This is a genomic window from Paractinoplanes maris (assembly GCF_023544465.1).
Taxonomy (GTDB): Bacteria; Actinomycetota; Actinomycetes; order Mycobacteriales; family Micromonosporaceae; genus Actinoplanes; species Actinoplanes maris.
Genome location: NZ_JALPVL010000010.1, coordinates 287,597 through 311,102, shown reverse-complemented (window position 1 = coordinate 311,102; position 23,506 = coordinate 287,597). Strand labels below are relative to the sequence as shown.

19 protein-coding genes are annotated in these 23,506 nt (G+C 70.5%); 7 read left to right on the top strand and 12 right to left on the bottom strand.

Annotated elements, in window-relative coordinates; genetic code table 11:
- The first annotated feature begins 88 nt into the window (after window positions 1–88).
- From NAG42_RS28940 to NAG42_RS28920, 5 genes are read left to right on the top strand one after another with little or no spacing between them, the layout of a single operon-like run.
- On the top strand, window positions 89–2,206 hold the full coding sequence (locus NAG42_RS28940) for a sensor histidine kinase (protein ID WP_250034973.1): 2,118 nt from the start codon (window positions 89–91) through the stop codon (window positions 2,204–2,206).
- Window positions 2,203–2,628, top strand: coding sequence for a roadblock/LC7 domain-containing protein (locus NAG42_RS28935; RefSeq protein WP_250034972.1), 426 nt, complete (start codon window positions 2,203–2,205; stop codon window positions 2,626–2,628). The genes NAG42_RS28940 and NAG42_RS28935 overlap by 4 nt, the downstream gene beginning before the upstream one ends.
- Entirely contained in the window at window positions 2,625–3,044 is a 420-nt protein-coding gene (locus NAG42_RS28930) for a DUF742 domain-containing protein (protein ID WP_250034971.1), read from the top strand. Before NAG42_RS28935 ends, NAG42_RS28930 begins: the two co-directional genes overlap by 4 nt.
- The gene (locus NAG42_RS28925; protein WP_250034970.1) at window positions 3,028–3,627 is read left to right on the top strand and encodes a GTP-binding protein; all 600 of its coding nucleotides are present in this window, start codon (window positions 3,028–3,030) and stop codon (window positions 3,625–3,627) included. Before NAG42_RS28930 ends, NAG42_RS28925 begins: the two co-directional genes overlap by 17 nt.
- Window positions 3,624–4,574, top strand: a complete 951-nt coding sequence (locus NAG42_RS28920; RefSeq protein WP_250034969.1) for an ABC transporter substrate-binding protein — start codon at window positions 3,624–3,626, stop codon at window positions 4,572–4,574. Before NAG42_RS28925 ends, NAG42_RS28920 begins: the two co-directional genes overlap by 4 nt.
- A 10-nt stretch (window positions 4,575–4,584) precedes the next feature.
- Here the strand turns inward: NAG42_RS28920 and NAG42_RS28915 are convergent, their stop codons facing one another.
- Window positions 4,585–8,133, bottom strand: coding sequence for an NACHT domain-containing protein (locus NAG42_RS28915; protein WP_250034968.1), 3,549 nt, complete (start codon window positions 8,131–8,133; stop codon window positions 4,585–4,587).
- 133 nt (window positions 8,134–8,266) lie between these two features.
- The gene (locus NAG42_RS28910; protein ID WP_250034967.1) at window positions 8,267–8,539 is read right to left on the bottom strand and encodes a hypothetical protein; all 273 of its coding nucleotides are present in this window, start codon (window positions 8,537–8,539) and stop codon (window positions 8,267–8,269) included.
- Between the two features lie 60 nt (window positions 8,540–8,599).
- On the opposite strand from NAG42_RS28910, the gene NAG42_RS28905 reads away from it, so the two are divergent.
- A complete protein-coding gene (locus NAG42_RS28905) occupies window positions 8,600–10,573 on the top strand; it encodes an NB-ARC domain-containing protein (RefSeq protein ID WP_250034966.1) in 1,974 nt (657 codons plus the stop codon).
- Window positions 10,574–10,671: 98 nt separating this feature from the next.
- Here NAG42_RS28905 and NAG42_RS28900 read toward each other — a convergent pair whose 3' ends face one another.
- The 9 genes from NAG42_RS28900 to NAG42_RS28860 form a co-directional block, all read right to left on the bottom strand.
- Entirely contained in the window at window positions 10,672–11,988 is a 1,317-nt protein-coding gene (locus NAG42_RS28900; RefSeq protein WP_250034965.1) for a nitrate/nitrite transporter, read from the bottom strand.
- Window positions 11,989–11,991: 3 nt separating this feature from the next.
- Complete coding sequence (locus NAG42_RS28895) at window positions 11,992–12,288, bottom strand: Rieske (2Fe-2S) protein (protein WP_250034964.1); 297 nt, start codon at window positions 12,286–12,288, stop codon at window positions 11,992–11,994.
- The gene (nirB, locus tag NAG42_RS28890) at window positions 12,285–14,741 is read right to left on the bottom strand and encodes a nitrite reductase large subunit NirB (protein WP_250034963.1); all 2,457 of its coding nucleotides are present in this window, start codon (window positions 14,739–14,741) and stop codon (window positions 12,285–12,287) included. The genes NAG42_RS28895 and nirB overlap by 4 nt, the downstream gene beginning before the upstream one ends.
- The gene (locus NAG42_RS28885) at window positions 14,741–15,088 is read right to left on the bottom strand and encodes a molybdopterin oxidoreductase (protein WP_250034962.1); all 348 of its coding nucleotides are present in this window, start codon (window positions 15,086–15,088) and stop codon (window positions 14,741–14,743) included. The genes nirB and NAG42_RS28885 overlap by 1 nt, the downstream gene beginning before the upstream one ends.
- A 2-nt stretch (window positions 15,089–15,090) precedes the next feature.
- A complete protein-coding gene (locus NAG42_RS28880; RefSeq protein WP_308201203.1) occupies window positions 15,091–17,154 on the bottom strand; it encodes a molybdopterin oxidoreductase family protein in 2,064 nt (687 codons plus the stop codon).
- Between the two features lie 68 nt (window positions 17,155–17,222).
- Window positions 17,223–17,873, bottom strand: coding sequence for a sirohydrochlorin chelatase (locus NAG42_RS28875; RefSeq protein WP_250034961.1), 651 nt, complete (start codon window positions 17,871–17,873; stop codon window positions 17,223–17,225).
- Window positions 17,874–17,906: 33 nt separating this feature from the next.
- The gene (locus NAG42_RS28870) at window positions 17,907–19,013 is read right to left on the bottom strand and encodes a uroporphyrinogen-III synthase (protein WP_250034960.1); all 1,107 of its coding nucleotides are present in this window, start codon (window positions 19,011–19,013) and stop codon (window positions 17,907–17,909) included.
- A 93-nt stretch (window positions 19,014–19,106) separates the two neighbouring features.
- Window positions 19,107–19,304 carry a hypothetical protein gene (locus NAG42_RS28865; RefSeq protein ID WP_250034959.1) on the bottom strand — a complete coding sequence of 66 codons (198 nt, stop codon included), beginning with the start codon at window positions 19,302–19,304 and terminating at the stop codon, window positions 19,107–19,109.
- A 4-nt stretch (window positions 19,305–19,308) separates the two neighbouring features.
- Window positions 19,309–19,494, bottom strand: a complete 186-nt coding sequence (locus NAG42_RS28860; protein WP_250034958.1) for a hypothetical protein — start codon at window positions 19,492–19,494, stop codon at window positions 19,309–19,311.
- Between the two features lie 229 nt (window positions 19,495–19,723).
- Here NAG42_RS28860 and NAG42_RS28855 point away from each other — a divergent pair, with 229 nt between their 5' ends.
- Entirely contained in the window at window positions 19,724–20,215 is a 492-nt protein-coding gene (locus tag NAG42_RS28855; protein ID WP_250034957.1) for a GyrI-like domain-containing protein, read from the top strand.
- 13 nt (window positions 20,216–20,228) lie between these two features.
- Here NAG42_RS28855 and NAG42_RS28850 read toward each other — a convergent pair whose 3' ends face one another.
- Window positions 20,229–23,411 carry an NACHT domain-containing protein gene (locus NAG42_RS28850; protein WP_250034956.1) on the bottom strand — a complete coding sequence of 1,061 codons (3,183 nt, stop codon included), beginning with the start codon at window positions 23,409–23,411 and terminating at the stop codon, window positions 20,229–20,231.
- Window positions 23,412–23,506 lie beyond the last annotated feature (95 nt).

Genomic DNA, 23,506 nt, shown 5'->3' with positions numbered 1-23,506 from the left:
CACCGCTGTCGATAGCGTTCCGACGCCGTACGAGTGCGGAGCGTGCAATCGACAGGGGTGAGTTCTCGTGGCCACCATTCGCCGTCGCGTGGCGCGAACTCTCGCGCTGCCGGTGGTCGCCGTCCTGGTCCTGCTCGCCGTGGTGGTGGCGATCGAGCAGCGGGGGTACCGCCGGGCGACCGAGTCGGCCGCGGCGGTCACCCAGGCTCTCGCCGTACAGGATCTCGTGCAGGAGTTGCAGACCGAGCGCGGCCTGACCGCGGGTCTGCTCGGCGGCAACGCCGGTTTCCGGGCCGAGCTGGAGCCGGCCCGGGCCCAGGTCGACGAGCGCCGCCGGCAGCTCGAACCCGGGGTGACCCGGCCGCTGGACGCCCTGGACGGGGTGCGCACCGGCACCGACGTGGCCACCATCGGCCGGTCCGCGGCTTTCACGTTCTACACCTCGCGGATCACCGATCTGAGCCGTCTCGACACCGGTCTGGACAGTGCGGACGATGCCGAGCTGCGGCGCGGCGCGACCGTGTTGCGGGCGCTCGGCGAGGCCAAGGAGGCCATCGCCCAGGAGCGCGCGTTCCTCAACGGCGTCTTCTCGGCCGGTGGGTTCCGGACCGGCGAGTTCCTGCAGTTCGTGACCATGCGCTCGGCCAAGGACGCGGCGCTGGCGACCTTCTCGCGCTACGCCACGCCCGCGCAGCGCGCCTCGGCCGGCTACGTCTTCGACACCGGGCCGGGCCGGGTCGCCCGCTACTTCGAGGATCTCGCCCTGGCCTCCGGCGACGGCCGCGCCCTGCAGGTCAACCCGCAGTCTTGGTGGTCGGCCCACACCACCGTCCTGGACGACCTGCTGCAACTCGAACAGCACGTCGGCTCGGTGATCCGGGCCCGCGCGGCCACGCTGCGCGACCAGGCGACCCGCCGGATGATCGGGCTCGGCGTGATCGTGCTGCTGTGCGTGGCCGGGTCGATCTGGCTCGCCGTCTCGGCGTCACGCTCGATCGCCCGCCCGCTCGCCGACCTCGCGGCCCGCGCCAACCGGCTGGCCACAGATCAACTGCCCGATTCCGTACGCCGGGCCACCACCGGCGAGGACGCCGCGCCACCCGATTTCGCCGCCCCGCCGGGCGCCACCAGCGAGGTCCACGCCGTCGCGGGGGCGCTCGACCGGGTTCAGCGGACCGCGTACGCGCTGGCCACCGGACAGGCGCAACTGCGGCGCTCCACCACCGACAGCCTGGCCGACCTGGGCCGCCGCCACCAGAACCTGCTGCGCCGCCAGCTCAGCCTGATCACCCGGCTCGAACGCGAGGAGGCCGACCCGGGCCGGCTGGCCGACCTGTTCGAGCTCGACCACCTGGCCACCCGCATGCGCCGCAACGCCGAGAGCCTGCTCGTGCTGGTCGGCGCGACCGGCCCGCGGCCGTGGGCCGACCCGGTGCCGGTGCAGGACGTGGTGCGGGCCGCGGTGGCCGAGGTGGAGGAGTACCGGCGGGTGACCCTGCGCCGGATCGACGAGGTGCGGCTGGCCGGGTCGGCCGCGGTCGCGGTTGCGCACCTGCTGGCCGAGCTGGTCGAGAACGGGCTGGCTTTCTCCCCGCCCGAGGCCGATGTCGAGATCCAGGGCCGGCTGGTCGCCGGCAGCTATCTGATCGCCGTGGTCGACCAGGGCATCGGGATGACCGGCGCCGACGTCGACGAGGCGAACCGGCGGCTGCGCGGCGAGGGCGACTTCCTGACCGCGCCGGCCCGCTACCTCGGGCACTACGTGGTCGGGCAGCTGGCCCGCGAGCTCGGCGCCGAGGTGGTGCTCACCCCCTCGCCGGTGACCGGCGTGACGGCCCGGGTCGTGCTGCCGGGCGCGCTGATCGCCGGCGAACCCGCGCTGCCCGTCGCCGAACCCGCGCCGGCGCCGGTCGACACCTCGGCCACCACCACCCACGGACGGCTGCGTCCGGCCACAGTGGAATACCAGCCGGCGCCCGCCCTGCCTCAGCAGCGCTCCGCCCCGGCCTCCGAGGACCCCGGCCGTACGCCGAACGGTTTGCCCCGAAGGCCCCCGCGCTCACCCCGCGTGACCCGCCTGCACCCCGTCGCCGCCGAGACCGCGCCCGAACACCTGCGGGCGGCACCGGACGACGTCCGATCGCGGCTGACGGCCTTCCGCAGCGGGGTCGCGCGGGGCACCCAGCCGAAGGAACCCCAGCGATGAGCGTGCAGGCCACCCCCGACCGGCACCAGTTCAACTGGCTGCTCGGCAACTTCGTGCAGCACACCGACGGCGTACGCGATGCCGTGGCCGTCTCGTCGGACGGGCTCCTCATCGCCGCGTCAGACGGGCTGGAACGCGGCGACGCCGACCACCTCGCCGCGATCGTGTCCAGCCTGGCCAGCGTGGCCCGCAGCGCGTCCCGGCGCTACGACTTCGAGGCGCTCAAGCTCATCATGATCGAGATGCGGCGTGGGTTCCTGCTGGTGTCGGTGATCAGTGGCGGCAGCTGCCTGGGCGTGGTGGCCGGCTCCGAGTGCGACATCGGCCTGGTCGGCTATGAGATCTCGCGCCTGGCCGAGCGGTTCGGGGCGCTGCTGACCCCGGCCCTGATCGCCGACTCGCGGCAGCACCTGCGGTCATGAGCTGGGCTCCGGACCCGCGGATGATCCCGCCCGCGCCGACCACCACGCCGGCTCCGCCCACCCTGGCACCGGACCCGGATCCGCCGCCGTCCGACGAGATGTTCCTGCGGCCGTTCATGGTCACCGGCGGACGGACCCGGCCGCTGCACGACGGGCTGCGGGTGGAGACGTTGCTGCACGCGATGCCGGCCGCGCTCTCGGCCCCGCTGCGCTTCGAGGCACGGCGGATCGTCGAGCTCTGCCAGACCCCGCAGGCCGTGGCCGATGTGGCGGTGGCGCTGCGGCAGCCGCTCGGCGTGGTGCGGGTGCTCGCCGCCGACCTGGTGGCCGAGGGTCACCTGCGCATCGAGGACCAGCTCGGCGAGCTGCCGCTCGCCTTGATCGAGAGGATCCGGGACCGTGTCAGCGCACTCTGACGGGGCGGTGCTCACCCCGGTCGCCGTCAAGATCGTCATCAGTGGCGGGTTCGGCGTCGGGAAGACCACCTTTGTGGGGGCGATCAGCGAGATCGAGCCGCTGGTCACCGAGGCCGAGCTGACCGAGCGCTCGGTGGGGGTGGACGACACCTCGAGCGTACGGGGAAAGACGACCACCACCGTGGCGCTGGACTTCGGCCGGATCACCCTCGACGACGCGTTGCTGCTGTACCTGTTCGGCACGCCCGGGCAGGACCGGTTCGCGTTCCTCTGGGACGACCTGGTCGACGGGGCGCTGGGCGCGATCGTCCTGCTCGACACCCGGCGGCTGGAGGACTGCTTCGCGGCGGTCGACTACTTCGAGGACCACGACATCCCGTTCCTCGTCGGCGTCAACGCGTTCGACCAGGCGCGCCGCTTCGACCTCGGCGAGGTGCGCGACGCCCTCGGCATCGACCCGCGGGTACCGGTGATCGAGTGCGACGCCCGCCGCCGTGAGTCGGTGAAAGGGGTGCTGATGGCCCTGACCGAGGAAGTGCTGACCCAACGGCTGGCCAAGGCGCACGCGGGGTCGGCCTGGTGAAGACCTTCCTCCGTACGGTCGTGGTGGCCCTGCTGCTGGGCGGCTGCGGTGCGACGCCGGCCGCCCTCTCCCCCGCACCCGGCGTGCCCCGCGCGTCCACCTGCGGCACCGTGCGCATCGCGGTCAACCCGTGGGTCGGCTACGCCGCGAACGTGGCCGTGGTCAGCTACCTGCTCCGGCAGGAGCTGGGCTGCACCGTGATCACCCGCGACCTCACCGAGGAGGAGTCGTGGGAGGGTCTGGCCCGCGGCGAACTCGACGTGATCCTCGAGAACTGGGGCCACGACGACCTCAAGAAGCGCTACATCGACGACAAGCGCGTAGCCGTGGAACAGGGCCTGACCGGCAACCGCGGCGTGATCGGCTGGTACGTTCCCCCGTGGCTGGCCCAGGAGCACCCCGGCATCACCGACTGGCAGAACCTCAACAAGTACGCGCCGCTGTTCCGCACCGCCGCCACGGGCCGCAAGGGCCAGTTCCTGGCCGGCGACCCGTCCTTCGTCACGAACGACGCCGCCCTGATCCGCAACCTGAAGCTGGACTACCGGCTGGTCCACGCGGGCAGCGAGGAGGCCCTGATATCCGCCTTCCGCCGGGCCGAGCGCGACAAGACCCCCCTGATCGGCTACTTCTACGCCCCGCAGTGGCTGCTCTCCGAGATCCCCCTGGCCCACGTGACGCTGCCCCGCTACACCCCCGGGTGCGACGCCGACCCGCAGAAGGTGGCCTGCGACTACCAGCCGTACGACCTGGAGAAGGTCGCCCGCAAGGCGTTCGCCGAGTCGGGAAGCCCCGCGGCCGAGCTCATCAAACGCTTCACCTGGACCAACGAGGACCAGAACGCGGTCGCCCGCGACCTGACCACCGCCAAGCTCCCACCCGACCAGGCCGCCCGGCGCTGGCTCGACGCCAACCGCCCGACCTGGCAGCAGTGGCTCCCGCGCTGACGTCGATCCGCTACGAGCCGCCGAGGTCGGGGATGGCGAAGGGGTCGTAGGTGATCGTCAGGTCGGGGCGCCGTCGGCCGAGGCGCTCCACGTCGGCGGCCAGGCCGGTGCCCACACCGTCGGCCAGGCTGAGGTGGCGCAGGCTGGTGCATTCCTCGACGCCGTCCAGATCCTGGATGAGCCGGCAGCCGTCCAGCACGGCGGTCTCCAGACTCGTCATGCGTCGGAGGAAGGACAGATCGCCGAGCGAGCTGCCGGACAGGTCCAGAGATCTCACCGACCGCAGAGCTGCCAGCGGTCGCCAGTTCACCACCTTGCGGACGTCCCTGATCTCGAGCGTCTCCAGAGTGCTCAGGCGCGCGATGGCCGACAGGTCCGGCGCTCCGACCGGATCGACGATCCGGAGCGTGGACAGGCGCGGCAAGCGAGCGACAGCTTCGAACATCGCGGGCACCAGCCTGCCGCTGACCTCGAGCGATCGCAGTGAATCGGGCAGGGTCAGACCGGTGCAGTCGGCCGAGGCGCTGAGCCGCAGGCGCAAGCGCCAGAGCTGGGAAAGCTCGGCCAGGGCGCCGACGTCCGTCGCACCCCCGCGCACTTCGGCGAACAACGACCTCAGCTGGGTCAGCGAGCGGATCGGCGCGGAATCCGGCACGGTGCAACCGTCGATCCGCAGGGTACGAAGTTCGGTCAGCGCTGACAGCCAATCCCAATCACCGACGTTCTCCAGCCCCGCCGTGGAGAGGAAGCGGAGCTGTCGCAGCGACCCGAGGGGACGAAGGTCCTCGACGGCCCAGCAGTTGTCCAGCGTGAGGGCCTGCAATTCGGTCAGACCGGCGATCGGCTCGATCCGGTCGACGTAGCGATTGTTGCGGACGTCGAGCTCCCGCAGACCGGTCAAGCCCTCCACGCCCTCGAACGACGATCGGATCCAGCCGTTGGCGTGAAGTGATTCGAGGCTGCGCAGCGACGACACCGGGACGAGGTTCCAGACCGAGGTCTGCAGGCGGAGCCGGCGGATCGCGCCGACACCGGTGACGCCTCGCAGGGTCTCGGCCGACGTGACCGGCACGGTCAGGTTCGCCAGGTCGAGGTTGGCCAGCACCTGCTCCGCATAGCTGCGCACGTCGAACCGGGGCCACGCTCCGATCAGCGCACCGGTCAGCTTGACTGTCATCGGCAGCCGCGAATAGCGCGACAGGACGGCCATCGCCCGCGGCGAGCCGACCCGGACCGCGGTGTGGATGCAGGCGTTCAAGACCTCAGGGGTGTCGGCCTCGTAGTGGGCGAGCCAGGTGACGATGTGATCGCCGAAGGCGGCCACCGCGTCGGCCTCGTCGAGGGATCGGGGAGGCAGTACGAGAGCGACGGCGGTTCGCGCGCGATCGGCCACCTCGGGGGTCAGTGGACCCGTTGCCCCCACGCATTCGGCCAGCAGCAGCGGCAGATAGCGGTCGCGCGGTTGCTCTTCGATGCGTGTCGCCAGGCCGTCCACGATCTCGACCGCGACGCGCTGAGCGGCTGCTCCGGCGGCGAAGACGATGGTGTTGCGCCATGCCGGATCCCGGGCGTGTGACAGCAGGTCCTCGATGTCACCGGTGTACGCATAGTCCCGCCCGGCCAGATACTCCTGAAAGGTGCGGTGGGCGAACTGACCGTCCCCGCCGCCGACATCCCAGAAGACCACGCTCCTGGTGGCCAGGTGGCGGACGGCCTGGTCGGCGGTGATCGCCGCGGTCGGCATGGTGTGCAACCGGTCGTCGACCGCGTCGTAGGCCGACGCCCGGGCCGGCTCGGATCTGCCCTGCCGCCAGATGGAGATGCTGGTCAGTCCGCTGTCGGCCATCCGGCGGGCGATGGCCTCGAGCAGCCGGAGCTTCTCCTTGGGCTCGAACGACGGGAGATCGGTGAAGACCAGTTGCCGCTCCCGGTCCCGGCGGTCGACGAGGGCCTCGACCACCCGGGCGTAGAGCTCGATGCGTGTCTGCGGAACGGAATCCTGTTTCTCGGTGGCATAGAGCGCACTGAGCATGGCACTGAGAAGTGGTGTCTGAGCGAGGTCGGCGACGGCGGGCCGGCGTTCGAAGTCCTCCAGAAGCCTGTTCCGGGCATTCTCGTACTCGAGCCGCTTGTCCGGGGAACCACCGTGGATCAAAGCGTCGTACCAGCTGACGATGCACTCGCGAGCCTGAGCCGCCTCCATCGGCTGCAACTCGACCAGCTCGAAGCCTTTGGTCGCGAACCACTGCCGGCTCAGCCCTTCCGGCCGGGAGGTCGCGAAGAAGTGACTCGCCGGGTACTCCTTGATCATAGAAGTCAGCCAGGATTCCACCTCGCCCTTGGCGGCCTCGGGCAACTCGTCGAGACCGTCCAGGATCACCAGTGCGTGGCCGTCGCGCAGACAGCGGCGAAGCCACTTCTGGGCGGCCGGGCGGACAGCCGGCGACTGCGGCCCGAGCAGGTCGTCCACGGTCGGATGTGCGGTGTTCTTCATGAGCGTGCGCAGGGGGACGTAGAATGGCACGCACCGCCCCAGGGTCGCCTGCAGCGCCCGCGGGAGCTTGCCGGTTGCCACCCGCACGGCGAGCCAGCGACTGATCGTCGTCTTGCCCGACCCCGCGCCGCCGGCCAGGACGATCCGGGCGCCGTACCGCGTGTAGGCGAACTTCCGGGTGCCGTCGTCGAGAAACTCGTCCGTCAGGTTGACGCTGTGCCCACCGGCGGCCCGATCGAAGGCGTCGGCCAGCGCCTCGTCCATCATCGTGGCCTCGGTTTCCGGGCGCGCCGGATCGGCCTGGCGGCCGAGCTGTCCGCCGAACATCGTCCGCGGGTAGGACCCGCGCAGGTGGACGTAGGCGACGTCGATCGACTGGCGGCGCATGTCGGTCGGCAACCCGAGACCGAACAGATCGATCGTGCGGTAGCGCAGGGCGACCCGGGACCGGTGCGACGCCTCGATGCTGTCGATGTCGCGATCGGAGGGCAGGATCGCGGTCAGCGGCGGTACGACGCTCGCGATGCTGGTGGCCAGGGACTCCTCCAGGCGGCGGGCCAGCACGTAGGTCTCCCACCGGACCCGCTCGTCGAAGTCGGGGAAGCCCTTGACCAGCGCGACGATGTAGTCGCAGGCATGGGAGAGGAAGATGCGGCCGTAGTTCCGCGCGTCTTCGGACAGCAAGGCGGCCGACCACGCGTGCTCCGCGGCGGGCAGCCCCAGTGTGACGATCCGGTCGGTGCTCAGATCGTCGAGAGGGACAGTGCCGTCCGCGCCGCCGATGCCGTCCATCGCGCTGAGGACGCCCTCGATGGCGAGGCGGCGCTCCGCCATGGACAGCTGACGGAATTCCACCGCCGTGTGCCGCTCCATCCGCTCCGAGATGGCGTCGGCCGCCTCGTAGAGGCGAGCGGTGACCGCTGGTTTGGTCCGGTCACCGCCGAACGCCCGGAAGTTGGCGATCAGCCCGGCGATGCCCTCGATCCGATCGCCCGACGAGGGAATGAGCACTTTGAGCGCGTTCTCGACCACTTTGATGGAGAGGGCCTTGAGATCGTCCGCCAACGACTTCCTCGCCTTCGTCAGACTTCGAGCCGACAGTCTCCTCAGGGTAAAGGCGGCGCGCTCCCGCTGGCGGACAAGCGGACCGGCGTTCCGAGCGCCGGCGGATGACGCAGGTGTCGTAGCTCTGGTGGACCTAGTGTTCCGACCGGGCGGCCACGGTGAGGCGCAGGACCGGGCCGGTGCGGCCCTGACGGCGGATGATCGGCAGCACTTCGCCGGTGACCCAGTTGCCGGCTTCGGCGATGGCGGTGCCGTGATGCGCCGCCCGGAGCCGATGATCGAGGCGGAGCAGCTGCCGACCGGGATCGTGGTGGGCGACGACGTCGCTCTCCAGGGCGGCCACTATGTCGTCGACCTGCGACGGGTACAGGTCGGTCACGATATCGACGTCCGCGTGCCACTCCATGGGTTGATTCTCGAAGTCCCGTCGCGTCCGATCGAGCAGTCTGGATGATTCCGGAGCACCGTGGCCGGCCGTCCGGCCGGTGAGCTGGCCCGCCGGTCCACCGTCGCCGACTGCTTTCGGCCCGGCCGCCGGCGGCTCAACGACGATCTCGTCGTGGCCGTGGTGGAGGCGCTCCACGCTGACACCGGGTACGGCGATCATTGGCGGCAGGCTCTGCGCGCGGTCGCCGGAATGAGTGAGGCCGCCTCCCAGGTGCGGGTACACGGTGGTCTGCCGCCCGACCTGGCCGGCTTCACCGGCCGGAGCGACGAGCTGACCCAGCTCAGCCGGGCCGCCCGGCGCGGCGACGCGGTGGTGGTCTCGGCGATCGAGGGCATGGCCGGCGTCGGGAAGACCCGGCTGGCCGTCCACGCCGGACATCGGTTGCATCGTGCGAAGCCGTTCGAACGGATCCTCTTCGTCAATCTCCGCGGCTTCGACTCCGGACAGCCACCGGCCGACCGCGCGGCGGTCCTCGACGGGTTCCTGCGGCTGCTCGGCGTGCCGGGGCACCAGATCCCGCATGAGGTCGACCGGCGTGTGGGGCTCTACCGGTCGCGGCTGGCCGGCATCCGGGCCCTGGTGGTCCTCGACAACGCGCTCACCGCCGCACAGGTCGGACCGCTGCTGCCCGCTACGCCGCACTGCGTCACTCTGATCACCAGCCGGCGCCGCCTCGCGGAGCTGAGTCCGGCCGTCCACCTGGCCGTGGACGTCTTCACGGAGCAGGAGTCCCTGGCCGTGCTGGCGGAGGTGGCCCGGGTCGGCGAGGACCGGGACGCCGCGGCCCGGATCGTCCGGCGCTGCGGTCATCTGCCGCTGGCGCTGAGCCTGGTGGTCGGGCACATTCGCAACACGCCGGAATGGACGCTGACCGACCACGCGGACCGCGGCCGCTTCCCGTGCGACGAAGTGCCGACCACTGCTCAAGTCACCGGCCGAGTGACCGATTCCATCCGTGACGGAGCCCACCTCACCGCACGGACGGATTTCATGACCGCTGAACCGCAGAACGACGGCTTGTGGACGTCGCAGCCCGGCCCGCAGGGCCAAAGCCAGCCGCAGCCATTCGGCCCGCAGCAGGGGTACGTCCAGCAGGCCCCGGCGCAGTCCGGCTACTACCAGCAGACAGCCCCTGGCACTGCAGCCGCCGACTACGGTCAGCAATACCAAGGGACTCACAACGCCACCGGCGCTCCGCAGCACGCCTACGCCCCGACCGCCCCGCCGGTGGGATACCCACCGGCTTACCAGGCAGGTCCCGCGGGACCGTATGGCGGATACAACGGCCCCGGCTACTACGGACCCGGCGGCGCCATGCCTATGGCGCCCATCGGCAAGGCGCCCGGCATCGGCATGGTCATCGCCATCACCGCGCTGTTCGGGCTCTTCGGACTCATCCCGGCGTCGAGGCGCGCGAAGAAGGCGCAGTCGCTCGGCCACTCGGGCGGTAAGTACTGGAAGACCTTCGGCGCCACCCTGGCCGTGACCTGGCTCTTGTTCATCATCGCCAACGTGGCGAGCAGCTCCGATGACAACACCGCGACCGCGGCCGACCCCACCGCGACAGCGGTAGTGGCTGAGCCCGCAGCGACGGCGAAGCCGGCCGCCACAGTCAAGCCCGCCAACACAGTCAAGCCCGCACAGGGCAACGGCGACACCTACGCCAAGCTCACCGACCGCAGCTGGTTGCAGATCGTCAAGAACCCGGACGGCCACGCCGGTGAGAAGGTCGTCATCTACGGCCAGATCTACCAGTTCGACTCCTTCACCGGCACTGACGCGTTCATGGCATACGCGGGCCCTCGCAAGACCAGCGTGGACCCCGGCACAAACACGTCCTTTATCGGCGACACCACGATGCTGGCCGACTTCGTGATGGATGACATGTTCCGCGCGGAGGCGGTTGTCGTCGGCTCCGACGCCTACGAGATGCAGGAGGGCGGGACGACCGTCGCCCCGAAGCTGCAGATCGTCTCGATCACCAAGATCTGAGTGACCGAACCAGGACGAAGCCCCGGCAGTGACCGCCGGGGCTCCGTTCATGTCGGTGGGTCAGCCGGACTTATGCCCGTCGAGTCGCAGGCACACGATCAGACTCGGGTGACCGAGGGGCGCAGGTAGACGGCCCAGGTGACCAGGACGCAGAGGGCGTAGAAGGCGATGAACGCCAGGTAGGCCGCGTCCGCCTCCTTGGTGGTCAGGAACGACTGGCGGAAGGCCAGGTTCACCAGTACGCCGCCGAAGGCACCGACCGCGCCGGCGATGCCGATGACCGCGTTGGAGAGGCGGCGGGCCTCGTGGTCGTCGCCCTGGTGCTTGCGCTTGAAGATGGCCGGGATCATCTTGTACGTCGAGCCGTTGCCCAGACCGCTGAAGACGAACAGGGCGATGAACCCGACCACGTACAGGGGAAGCGAGCGCAGCTGGGCGGCCAGCAGGACCGTGGCGGCACCCACGGCCATGGCGATGAAGTTGACGAAGGTGACCTTCGCGCCGCCCAGCCGGTCGGCCAGGGCACCGCCGACCGGGCGGATCAGCGAGCCCAGCAGCGGTCCGAGGAAGGTCAGGTAGGCCGCCTTGACCGGTGTGCTGAAGACGTCGGCGAACTGGACCTGCAGCACCTGGCCGAAGGCGAAGCCGAAGCCGATGAACGAGCCGAAGGTGCCGATGTAGAGCAGCGACATCACCCAGGTGTGCGGTTCGCGGACGGCGTCGCGCATGCCCCGCTTCTCGGTGCGGGCCTGTGACAGGTTGTCCATGTAGAGCGCCGAGCCCAGCGCGGCCAGCACGATCAGCGGGATGTAGATGCCGGCCACCAGACCGGGGTCCCCGGCGCCGAAGACGGCCAGCACGAAGAGGCCCACCAGCTGCACGGCGGCCACGCCCAGGTTGCCGCCGCCGGCGTTGATGCCGAGCGCCCAGCCTTTGAGCCGGTCGGGGTAGTAGGCGTTGATGTTCGTCATCGACGAGGCGAAGTTGCCGCCGCCCACGCCGGCCACCGCGGCCAGCAGGATGAGCGTGGAGTAGTCGACGCCGGGCCGGATCAGGAAGGCGGCGAGCACCGACGGGACGAGCAGGAGCGCGGCGCTGAAGACGGTCCAGTTGCGGCCGCCGAAACGGGCCACGGCGAAGCTGTACGGGATCCGCAGCGCCGCCCCGACCAGGGTCGGCACCGCGGTCAGCAGGAACTTGCCGGCCGGGTCGATCCCGTACTCGGGGCCGAGGAACAGCACGAGCACCGACCAGAGCGACCACACCGAGAAGCCGATGTGCTCGGAGGTGATCGAGAAGATGAGGTTGCGCCGGGCGATCGGCGCTCCGGTGGAGTTCCAGAATTCCGGGTCCTCGGGCCGCCAGTCGTCGATCCACTGGGCTTTCAGCGAGGGCGCGGGCAGCAGAGCAGTCATGTGTCAGTCCCCCAGCAGGATCTGGTTGTCGTCGACGCGGACGGGATAGACCGCGACATCCGGCTGGCCGCTGAGCGAGCAGCCGGTGGTCAGGTCCCAGGCGTTCAGGTGCAGCGGGCAGATGACCTGTTTGAGGTCGATCTGGCCGTCGGCCAGCGGGCCGCCCCGGTGCGGGCAGGTGGCTTGCAGGGCGCGGACGGATCCGTCGCGCAGGCGGAAGACGGCGATCATGTCGCCGTCGACGGCGAAGGTACGGCCCTCGCCGGGCGGGATCTCGTCGACCGAGCCGAGGGCGATCATGCGCGCACCGGGACCTGGGGCAGGACGGTCAGCGGCAGCGAGGTGCGGAACTGGCCGGGTGTCGCCGGGTCGTCGCGGTCCTTCCACGGGTCGCGGTAGGCGGCGACCGACGCGTCCATCGCGGCGTCCAGGGCGGCGGCGATGCCGTCCTTGTCGTCCACCACGACCTCGCGCACCCGCTCGATGCCGAGGCGCGGCACGAACGCGTACGTCCGCTCCAGCCAGTTCGCGTTCTCCCGGTAGTACTGCAGGAAACGCCCGGTCAGCACCATCACCTCGGCGGCACTGCCGACCGTGGCGAGCAGATCCCCCTTGCGGATGTGGGCGCCGGCCGCGCCGCCCACATAGATCTCCCACTTGCCGCCGTCGATGGCGACGACCCCCAGATCCTTCACGTACGCCTCGGCGCAGTTCCGCGGGCAGCCGGTGACGGCGAGCTTCATCTTCCCGGGGCCCTCGATGCCCTGGTAGCGCTCCTCCAGCGCGATGCCCAGCGCCGTCGAGTCACCCACCCCGAACCGGCAGAAGTCCGAGCCGACACACGTCTTCACGGTGCGGAAACTCTTCCCGTACGCGTATCCCGACGGCATGTCGAGGTCGGCCCACACCTCGGGCAGTTTCTCCTTGGGGATGCCCAGCAGGTCGATGCGCTGCCCACCGGTGAGCTTGACCATCGGTACGGCGTGCTTCTCGGCCACCTCGGCGATCCGCCTGAGCTGTGCGGGGGTGGTGACGCCGCCTTTCATCTGCGGCACCACCGAGAACGTGCCGTCGCGCTGGATGTTGGCGTGCACGCGGTCGTTGATGAACCGGGCGTCGCGCTCGTCGACGTAGTCGCCGCCCCACATCATCTTGAGCAGGGAGGCCAGACCCATCTTGCTCTTGGCGTCCTCCTCCCCACCGAGCTTGGCGAAGACGGCCGACACCGATCGCAGCGAGTGCACCCGGATCGCGTTCATCAGCTCGGGCTTGGGCATCGGGATGCCGGGCACATACCAGGACGCGGCCGGGTCCTCGTCGACCTCGCCGCCGGCGGCCCACTCGACGATCCGCTGGACGAGCGGTTTGCAGGTGCCGCAGCCCTTTCCGGCCCGGGTCTTGTCCATGACCCCGGTGACCGTCTTGCAGCCGGACTGCACGGTCGAGCAGATCGCGCCCTTGCTGACGCCGTTGCAGTTGCAGACCTGCTCGTCGTCGGCCATCTCCTCGACCTTGACCTCGCCGGACGGCCCGCCCAGGTCGAACATCAGCTCGGCGCGCTCCTCGGGCAGGGCCAGCCCCCGGTCGAAGGCCTGCATGAGGAAGGCGACCTTCTTGACGTCGCCGACCATGGTGGCGCCGACCAGCCGGCCGCCGCGGATGATGACGTTCTTGTAGATGCCCCGGCCGGGCTCCGTGAAGGTCAGCGACTCGTCGTCGTCGCGCTCGGGAGCCTGCAGGCCCATCGCGGCCACGTCGACGCCGGCCACCTTGAGCTTCGTGGCCACCTGCGAGCCGTGGTACTCGGCGAACGGGTTGACGCCGGTCAGGTGATCGGCCAGCACCTTGGCCTGGTCCCACAGCGGCGCCACCAGGCCGTAGGTCTCGCCGCGGTGCTGGGCGCACTCCCCCACCGCATAGATGTCGTCCTCGTCCTGGGCCCGCATCTGGTCGTCGACGACGATGCCCCGCTCGACCACGAGCCCGCTGGCCGCCGCCATCTCGGCGTTGGCCCGGATGCCGGCCGCGACCACGACCACGTCACACGGGATCACCCGGCCGTCGCCCAGCTTCACGCCGGTGACCGCGTTCTTGCCGAGGATCTCGGTGGTCCGGCCGTTGACCACCACCTCGATGCCGAGCCGGGCCTCGACGGTGGCCCGCAGCGTCTCGCCCGCCGCCTCGTTGAGCTGGGCGTTCATCAGGTGGCCGGCGGCGTGGATCAGGGTGACGTGGGGCAGGTGGTTCTGCAGGCCGCGGGCGGCCTCCAGACCCAGCAGGCCGCCGCCGATGACGACCGCCCGCTGGTGCTCGCGGGCATAGCGGATCATCGACCGCGTGTCGTCCAGCGTGCGGAAGGCGAAGACGCCCTGGTGGTATCCGCGGCCGGGACGGTGCAGGCCGGGGATGGGCGGCACGAACGCGCGGCTGCCGGTGGCGATGATGAGCTTGTCGTAGGGCGTGGCGGTGCCGTCGGCGGCGTACACCATCTTGGCGAACCGGTCTATCCGGTCGATCCGCGTGCCGGTGTGCAGCGTGATGCCGTTGTCGGTGTACCAGGTGAGGTCGTTCAAAAAGATGCCGGACTCGTCCTCCACGCCGGCCAGGACGTTGGAGAGCATGATGCGGTTGTAGTTGCCGTACGGCTCGTCGCCGAACATCGTGATGTCGAAGTCGCCGCCGCGGGCGAGGATCTCCTCCACGGTGCGGGCGCCGGCCATGCCGTTGCCGATGACGACCAGACGCGTACGCATCAGATCTCCACCAGCCCCAGGTCGATGACCACGGTGCCCGAGACGCCGGCCGGCGCGGCCACCCACAGGTCGACGGCGGTGCCGGCGGCCAGGTCCTCGACCACCCGCAGCGGCACGTGCACGTCACCCCGGGCGCCGATCGGGAAGTAGCGCATCGGGCTGCCGTCGCGCATCAGCACGACGCTGATCAGCTCGGCGGCCGCGTTGCCGCCCCGGAAGTAGACGGCCTGCGCGGTGAGTCCGTCCGGCACCACATAGGACAGGGCCGGGTCGATCGGCGCGGGCCGGTCGAGGCCCTTGCCCTCGAAGGGGAAGACGCCTTGCCGGAATCGTGGGATCGAGTGCACCGCTAATCGGTTCCTTCCGTGTGCAGGGTGATCGCCACCGCGCAGGCCTTGAAGGCGGGCATGCGCGAGTGCGGGTCGAGGGCGGGGTTGGTGAGCGCGTTGGCGCCCGGCCAGTGGAAGGGGGCGAAGACGGTGTCCGGGCGGATGCCGTCGGAGAGCCGGGCCCGCAGCACCGCGACGCCGCGGCGGCTGCGCAGCTCGACCAGGTCGCCGTCGGCGATGCCGTGGCGGCGGGCCAGGTCGGGGTGGATCTCGGCGCGGGCCTCGGGCAGCGCCACGGTGAGCGCCTTCACCCGCCGGGTCTGGGTGCCGCTCTGGTAGTGCTGCATGTTGCGGCCGGTAGTGAGCACGTACGGGTATTGCCGGTCGGGCGTCTCGGCCGGGTCCCGATGCTCGACCCGGATGAAGCGGGCCCGGCCGTCCGGCGTCGGGAAGCCGTCGGCGAACAGCCGCGGGGTGCCCGGATGGTCTTCGGCCGGGCACGGCCAGAAGACGCCGTCCTCGGCCTCGATCCGCTCGTAGGTGATGCCGGCGTAGTCGGCGATGCCGCCCGCGCTGGCCCGGCGCAGCTCGTCGAAGACCGTGCGCGGGTCGCTGCTCTCCACCCGGCCGAGCCGGCGACCCAGATCGGCCAGCATCTCGAGGTCGGTCCTGACGTCGGGCGGCGGGGGCAGCGCGCGTTTGCGGCGGATGACCCGGCCCTCGAGATTGGTCATCGTGCCCTCCTCCTCGGCCCACTGGGCGGTCGGGAGGACGACGTCGGCCAGCTCGGCGGTCTCGGAGCGGAAGATGTCGGAGACGACGAAGAAGTCGAGAGCTTCGAGCTTGCTCCGGACCAGGTTGCTGTTCGGGGCGCTGACCACGATGTTGCTGGCCAGCACGAGGAGCACCCGCAGGCTGTCGTCGGTGAGCATCTCGTAGGCGGAGCGGCCCGGTCCGGGCAGGTCGTCGGGGTCGATGCCCCACACCGCGGCGACATGGGCCCGGGCCGCCGGGTCGTCGAGCTTGCGGTATCCCGGGAGCTGGTCGGCCTTCTGCCCGTGCTCGCGACCGCCCTGCCCGTTGCCCTGGCCGGTGATGGTGCCGTAACCGGAGAACGGCCGGCCGACCAGACCCAGGGCCAGGGCCAGGTTCAGATAGGCCTGGGCGGTGTCGGTGCCGTTGCTGTGCTGCTCGGCGCCGCGCGCGGTCAGGATCATCGCCGGGCCCTGCGTGGCGAGCAGGCGCACGGTCTCGCGCAAGCGGTTCTCCGGTACGCCGGTCAGGCGCTCGACCCGCTCGGGCCAATACGCGGTGGCCGACGCCTTGACGGCCTCAAATCCGGTCGTCCGGGTCCGGATGAAGTCCTCGTCGACGTAGCCGGCCCGGATGGCGATGTGCAGCAGCCCGTTGGCCAGGGCCAGATCGGTGCCGGGCAGCGGCTGCAGATGGAGGTGGGCGCCGGCCGCCGTGTTGGTGCGGCGGGGGTCGACGACGATGTGGCGGGCGCCGACCTCGCGGCCGGCGTCGAGATATTGCATGCTCGGCGGCATGGCGTCGGCCGGGTTGGCCCCGACCAGCAGCACGGTCCGGGCGTGCGCGATGTCCTCGATCGGGAAGGGCAGGCCGCGGTCGATGCCCAGGGTGCGGTTGGCGGCCGTGGCCGCGCTCGACATGCAGAACCGGCCGTTGTAGTCGATCGACGCGCTGCGCAGCGTGACCCGCACGAACTTGCCGAGCGCGTAGGCCTTCTCGTTGGTCAGGCCACCACCGCCGAAGGCGCCGACGCTGTCCCGGCCGTGGTCGCGCTGCGCGGTGGTGATGGCCTCGGTGATGCGTGTCAGTGCTTCGTCCCAGGTGGCCTCGCGCAGCGGGCTGCGCCGGTCACCCGGCTCTTTCCGGACGAGTGGAGTGAGCAGCCGATCGCGGTGATCGAGCAGGTCGGCGGCGCTGAAACCCTTGGCGCACAGGCCGCCCTTGTTGACCGGGAAGTCGCGCGGCTCGAGCCGGACCCGCGGGATCCCGGGGGTCAGCGTCATGCCGCACTGCAGTGCGCAGTAGGGGCAGTGCGTATCGGTGGCCGTCACACCCCGAATACTGGGAGTTCATTGTTTACCGCCGACTCCACCGCAGTTGCGGCGGCGTACGGAAAACCCTACAAACGCCCGGCGGCCGTTGTGAGGGTCCGGGCCGCGGAGTCGTAGCGGCGCAGCACGAGGTCGGTGACCGCGGGATCGAGGCATAGCGGCGGGGTGACGAAGTCGGCGCCGGCCTGGCCCAGGCTGCGATAGAACAGCCCGTCGGCCAGGAAGTAGGCGGCGACGGCGATCCGGCCGGCACCGCGGCGGCGCAGATCGGTCACCACGTCCGGGACACGGGGTCCCGGCCCGGAGACGTATCCGACCGGCATCCCGCCGGCCGCCCGCTCGACATCGGCCCGCCAGGCCGGGTCGGAGGAACCGGCGGCGGCGAGCACGACGGCGTCGGCGGGGGGCAGGTGGCGGCGCAGGGCGGCGAGCAGCACGTCGTCGGGGCCGAGCGGCGGGGTCACCGGGATCGCGGTGCCGGCGACGGCTTCGGCGATGTCGACCCGTACGTGATAGCCGGCCGAGAGCAGCAGCGGGACCACCACGGCGCCCGGCGCGGCGCGCACCACCTCGGCCACCTTGGGCTCCTGGACGTCGACGTAGCTGAGGCGCACGTCGAGGCCGGGGCGGCGGGCGGCGACCCGGGCGACCAGGTCGCGGATCTGCGCCTGACCGGCGGGGCTGCGGGTGCCGTGCGCGACGGCGAGCAGAGTAGGCATGTGTCGGCCCTTCGGGGTCGTTCCGCGCCGGCTTCAGGCGGCCGGTTCGTCCAGGCGGAGTCGGTAGCCGCGCTTGATCACGGTCTCGATGTGGCGGCCGGAGCCCAGCGCGGTGCGCAGGCGGGCCACCGCGACGTCGACCGCGTGACCGTCGTTCCCCCGGGGCAGCGCGGCGATCAGTTGCTCCTTCGACACGACGAACCCCGGGCGGGCCGCCAGCGACGTCAGGATGGCCATCGCGGCCGGTGCGAGCGAGTGCGCCACCCCGTCGATGAGAACGGCGTGGCCGCGCATCTCGAGGGTGGAACCGGCGACGCTCAGCTTGACCGAGCGCCGCGGCAACTCGTCGGTGAGCGTCTTGATCAGCGCGCCCAGGCGGTAGCGCTCGGGCATGATCACCGGGATGCCGCGCTCGGTCAGCGGTGCGGCCGTCACCGGCCCGACACAGGCGACCACGGTGCGGCCGGAGCAGAACCGGTCCAGGACGGCCGGCCGCGACTCCCCGGCGACGCTCAGGAAGGCCTTGACCGCGGGTGCGCTCGTGAAGGTCACCGCGTCGATCGAGCCGGCCGAGATCTGCTCGGCCAGCCGCCGTACGGGGGTGACGTCGGCCGGCAGCTCCCAGCGATAGACCGGGACCTCCACGACGGCCGCGCCCGCGCCGCGCAGTGCGGCGACGAACTCGGTCTGCGGCTCCCCGTGCTCCTGCACGACGATCCGCTTGGCCGCGATGCCCTCGGCCAGCAGCCGTTCGAGGATCTCGTCGGTCGACTCGGTCTTGGCCGCCCAGTCCTCGGTGAGCCCGGCCGCGCGGATGGCCCCGCACGGCTTGGGCCCGCGGGCGATGATCCGGGCCCGGCCGAGCACCTCGCGCAGCCGGTCACCCAGCCCCCAGCCGTCGGCCGCCTCGAGCCAGCCCCGGAACCCGAACCCGGTGGTGGCCACGACCAGGTCGGGGGCGAGCCCGATGCAGGCCGCGGTGGCCGCGTGCAGGGCCTGGTCGTCGGCCAGCGGCACGATGCTGATGGCCGACGCGGTGACGACGCGGGCACCCCGCCGGGTGAGCAGCGCGGCCATCTCGTCGCGCCGCCGTTCCGCGGTCACGGCCACCGTGAACCCGGTCAGCACGCCTTCGGTCATGGGCACAGGGTTCCGAGGCCGGATTTCCGCCAGGTCGTCGTCGTGTTTCGGGGGCGATAAGCCGCCATCACAACGCCCGTCCGGGCCAGGTGATCAACGAAGGAAGTCGCCGTCCGACTCGTCCTGGATCCGGCGCACCGCCGCGAGCAGGTGAAACACCTCGATCCGCCCGTCCAGGAAGCCCATCCGGTAATCGGGCCCGGTGGCCGGGTGGCCGGCGCGCAGGGAGTCGCGGTGGCCCGCGATCCCGTCGGAGCGCCCGGTGACGTACGCGTAGATCTCGTCATCCATGGCGTCAGCGCTTGCCGTCCATCGCCTTGCGGATGGCCGCGATCAGATCGGCCTCGAACGTCTCGAGCTCGCCGTCGGCCAGCCCCACCCGGTAGTCGGCGTCCTGGACGCGCTCCCGGTCGAGGCGCCCCGCCGCCCCGTCGGAGCGTCCCTCGTCATACGCCTGCAGGGCGAAGTCAGCGCTGTCCAACCCATCCTCCTCGAACGCCGAGCCGCGCGTTCGAGCGCAGACACCGCGGACCAATCTCACACGTCGGTCCGACCTTTTCCACCCCCCGATCCGATCGGTGGAAAGTCCTAAAGTCCGAGGTCAAGAGCGCGTTCAGTCAGATTCACCGCGCGCCCATCACGCTTCGTAGCAACTCATTTCCAAAGCGTTACCACCCCCATGGCAATGTGGCATTCGTTAGCCTCGTCCGGTGGAAATCCTCGAGGGCCCGACGGTCGCCAACCGCCCCGATCGACACACCGCCGGCATCCGCGTGATGACCCCGTTCCGGGGCATGTTCGCCGTCCGCGACCAGCTGATGGCCGAGCTCTACACGTGGCTGGACGCCCGCCACGTCACCTACGGCCCCACCTTCTTCCGCCTGCACGTGGTCAACATGGAAGCCGACATGGACGTCGAGGTGGGCGTGGTCCTGGACAACCCCCTCGACGGCGACGCCCGGGTAACCCCAGGCACCCTCCCCGCAGGCGATTACGCCCTCCTGAAATACATCAACCACGGCCTCCGGGCCAACAAAACCCTCCTCGGTTGGGTCCGCGCCCACAATCTCCCGTTGGACGTCATCGAGAATCCCGCCGGTGACCTATTCGCGTGCCGTTACGAGGCATATCTGACCGATCCGCGCACCGAGCGCATGAAGACCCGCTGGCAGATCGAATTGGCGGTTCGCCTCGCCGAATAGGTGAGGACCGGAGTCATCGCTCATCGGCGAAGTGATCGGGCAGGAGTGAGAGGAGACGATGATAGGTGTCATTCCCGGTCACGTGCTGGAGCGACCGCGAGATGGCGTCGGTGACAGTTCCGTAGCCGGGATCCGATGGCCCCGTCCGTTTCAGCACCGTGACGAGATGTCTGACCAGATCATGAGCCGACACCAGGATGCCGTGGCTCAGGACTTCGGCGGCGATGCCGGCGCCGGCCCGATCGTCACCGGCCAGGGCCGCGAAGAGCCTTTCTCCATAAGCGTTCTGCGTTTCGTCGTCCCAAGGGGGGAAGCGGTGCGCGGCGATCCGGGCGCAGTCCAGGTATGCGGCTCGCCGGCGGTCATCGTCGTAGTGCATGGTCGGGAGCAGAAGAACGGTCAGCAGAGCCTCGGCTGCTGTGGGATACGACGGGAGCCAGCTGACGAACGTGCGCGTGGTGACTTCGAGGCCCGAGTCCAGCAGGGGACCCAGCGCGTGCTGGAGGACATCGTCCTGCGACCCGCACACGAAATTGACGCGCCGCTTGACCAACCACGCGGGTGCGCCGTGGGTGAAGGCGTACGCGCCGCGCTCGGTCGCGGGCCGGGCGAAAGTCCAGTGCGGATCCGGCGGCGGCGGGGTCGTCGCGCCGAAGTCCATGGTCAGGCGGACGTCACGCTCGCCGTCCTCGACGATCCAACAGCGCTCGACGGCGATGAGCTCGACCAGGCTGTCCCACTCCTCGTCACGAAGCTGGGAATGCCAGAGCAGCGCCTGCCCGTGCCACGCTTCGGCCGCCTCCCATTCCCGTGGGTGGTAGAGGTCCGAATACGCCAGCCGGGCCGCCACCACCACGGCCAGCAGCGTCAGGTTGGCGGTGTAGACCGCGATGCGGATCGGGATCGGCAACCGGGCCGGTTGGTAGGGCTTCGTCCGCTGCGGCTCTGGACTGTCCGGCCGCCACTCGTAGGGCGCCGCTGTGTAGAGCCGGCCGAGCAGCGCGCCGAGATGGCGCCGCTCGCCATCCTCGAGGTTTTTCGCCATCCCCACCAGGAAGGTGATCGTCGGTGTTCGCACGGACAGGACGGCGAAGGACAGGAAGCGGTAGAGCCCGGCGTCGTCCGCGCCGCCGAACTGCAGTGCGCCGGCCGTGTTCCGGGCACCGGCGTCCCGCAGCAGCGCCCAGGTCAGCCGGGCGACGAGGTACTCACCGAAGGTGGCGTGCAGGAACTCGTACGTGTGCAGAGTCGTGTCCCGCCGGGTGGCCTGGGTGCGGTGGACGAAGAAGAACCGGCCGACCAGCAACGCCGACTCCTGCAACGCGTCGAACGACCCGGCCGCCGTGACCTTGGGCGGCAGCACGGCGCTGAGGTCGTCCTCCAGGTCGGCATGCGTGACCCACTGGCTCGACCGGTTGAACATCGCGAACGCCGCGATCGACAGATTCCGCAGCTCGCCGTCGATCCACGTCTCGACCTCGGGCGACCCGGCCCTCGGTATCTGCCGGCGAGCCTCCCGGCGCGCGAACGCCCGCAGCAACCGCTCATAGAGGTCCCCCAGACTCAGGTCTCCCCGCTCCCGCTGCAGCGCGTTGCCGTCAGCGTCATAGAGCGCCAGCAACAGAAGCAGCAGCGGCTGCCCGGCGAGTTCTGGGTAGCCGAGCACGGTGCCGGCCGGCAACGGTCGCAGCCCGGCCGTACGGAAGTGCCGGTCGTTCGTCGCGTTCCACACGTCCAGCCACCGCCGCGCCCGGGTCCCGTCGAACGGCTCGAGCCGCAACACCACCGTGCCGGGCGGCGTGCGGGCCCGGTCGGCCACGCTCGTCCGGGTGGTCACCACGAACGCGACGGCACGTCCTTGTTCCCGCTCCCGCTCCTGGAAACGCAGGACGTCCATGAGGTAGTTCGACTGGCTGACCCCGGTGGCCTGCAACAGCTCGTCGAACCCGTCGAGCAGCACGACCGGCAGCGCCCCGTCAGCTGCCTGCGCGATGTCGCGCCATCGCAGACTCTCGCTGGTGGCCGACCGCAACGCGTCCTCGATCTGCCCCTGCACGTCTTTCGTCGCGTCCACCTCGCGCAGAACCACGCGGATCGGTAGGAAGTCGGCCGCCGGCAGCCGCGCCGAGAGCACCTTGGTGAGCACTGACTTGCCCGCTCCCGGCTGCCCGAGCATCAGCATCGGCGCTCGAACGGCGCCCGGCGAGGTCAGATGACCGACGAGGTAGTCGTCCAGATCATCACGCACCGGCACCTCGGCCCACACGGCCTCATCGCTGGCCACCGCATCAGCCGGAGCACCGGTCACCCGGAAGGGAGGCGGAATGTAGATCTCCGCGAGCGTCGGAACGGTCATGCCCTCCGGCACATCGGCGCTCTCGGTGATCGCCCGGTCGAGCGCCGCCGCGTACCCCCGGTGAAGGGTCTCGCGCACGGCTACCGGGGCGATCCGGGAACTGAGCCGCGCCAGCACGGCCGACATGTCCTGCAACGAGAGCTTGACCTCGCGAACTTCGGTCGTCGTGCTCCGGTGCTCTCGCAAGCCGGCCCAGTAACCCACTTCCGGGAAGTCCTTGACCAAGTCGAGCAAGAAATCGCTGTACCGCTGCAGTGCCTGAGAAACGCTCGCCTCGACGGCTGCTCCGACGTCGCCGCGCTGCCACAGCGGAAGCGCCTCCCAAGCGGCCAGCCCGGACACGAACCGGAGCACCGACTTCGCAAGTCCGGCGTAGAACTGCTCGAGCTCGGCGAGATAGTCATCGTGTCCTTGATGCGGTACCGGCAGGGCGACAGCGGTAGCCAGCGCGTCCGCCACGAGCAAGCGCCCATCCTCCACGGGAGCCCGTGCCGCGATGGCGAGCTGCTCAGGCGCGATATCGCTGAATCGCACGGGAAGCGACGCCTCACCGAGCACCTCGAAGAACGCTGCCACGACGAGAACGGTGTGCGCCGCCTCCAGCTGCGCGGTCCGGCCCAGGCGGTGACTTCCCGCGCTGCGTTGCCGGACCGATCCCACGAGCCGACGGGACAGTCGCGCGAACTCCGCCCGCGCGTCGAACCACCCGAGCAGCGCCGGGAATGTCACCGTTCCACCGAGCATCAGGCCCGCGGTGAGGCTGTCGAGCGCATCGACGACGCCGCCCTCCGCGCCACCGAGGATTTTCACCGCGTCGCGATAGGTCAGCGTCTTCGCCACTCACCCCTTCTACACGGATCGGCCGGTGGTCCGAAAGGTCCGGCGGGTTGGTTGACGTCCAAGGCTTGACGTTACCGGGGGTAACAGTTACTTCT

Bases quoted from the DNA above. Each gene is read 5' to 3' on its own strand.
- NAG42_RS28935 (WP_250034972.1), top strand. From the start codon at position 2,203: ATGAGCGTGCAGGCCACCCCCGACCGGCACCAGTTCAACTGGCTGCTC.
- NAG42_RS28930 (WP_250034971.1), top strand. From the start codon at position 2,625: ATGAGCTGGGCTCCGGACCCGCGGATGATCCCGCCCGCGCCGACCACC.
- NAG42_RS28910 (WP_250034967.1), bottom strand. From the start codon at position 8,539: ATGGAGTGGCACGCGGACGTCGATATCGTGACCGACCTGTACCCGTCG.
- NAG42_RS28900 (WP_250034965.1), bottom strand. From the start codon at position 11,988: ATGACTGCTCTGCTGCCCGCGCCCTCGCTGAAAGCCCAGTGGATCGAC.
- NAG42_RS28895 (WP_250034964.1), bottom strand. From the start codon at position 12,288: ATGATCGCCCTCGGCTCGGTCGACGAGATCCCGCCCGGCGAGGGCCGT.
- nirB (WP_250034963.1), bottom strand. From the start codon at position 14,741: ATGCGTACGCGTCTGGTCGTCATCGGCAACGGCATGGCCGGCGCCCGC.
- NAG42_RS28875 (WP_250034961.1), bottom strand. From the start codon at position 17,873: ATGCCTACTCTGCTCGCCGTCGCGCACGGCACCCGCAGCCCCGCCGGT.
- NAG42_RS28870 (WP_250034960.1), bottom strand. From the start codon at position 19,013: ATGACCGAAGGCGTGCTGACCGGGTTCACGGTGGCCGTGACCGCGGAA.
- NAG42_RS28865 (WP_250034959.1), bottom strand. From the start codon at position 19,304: ATGGATGACGAGATCTACGCGTACGTCACCGGGCGCTCCGACGGGATC.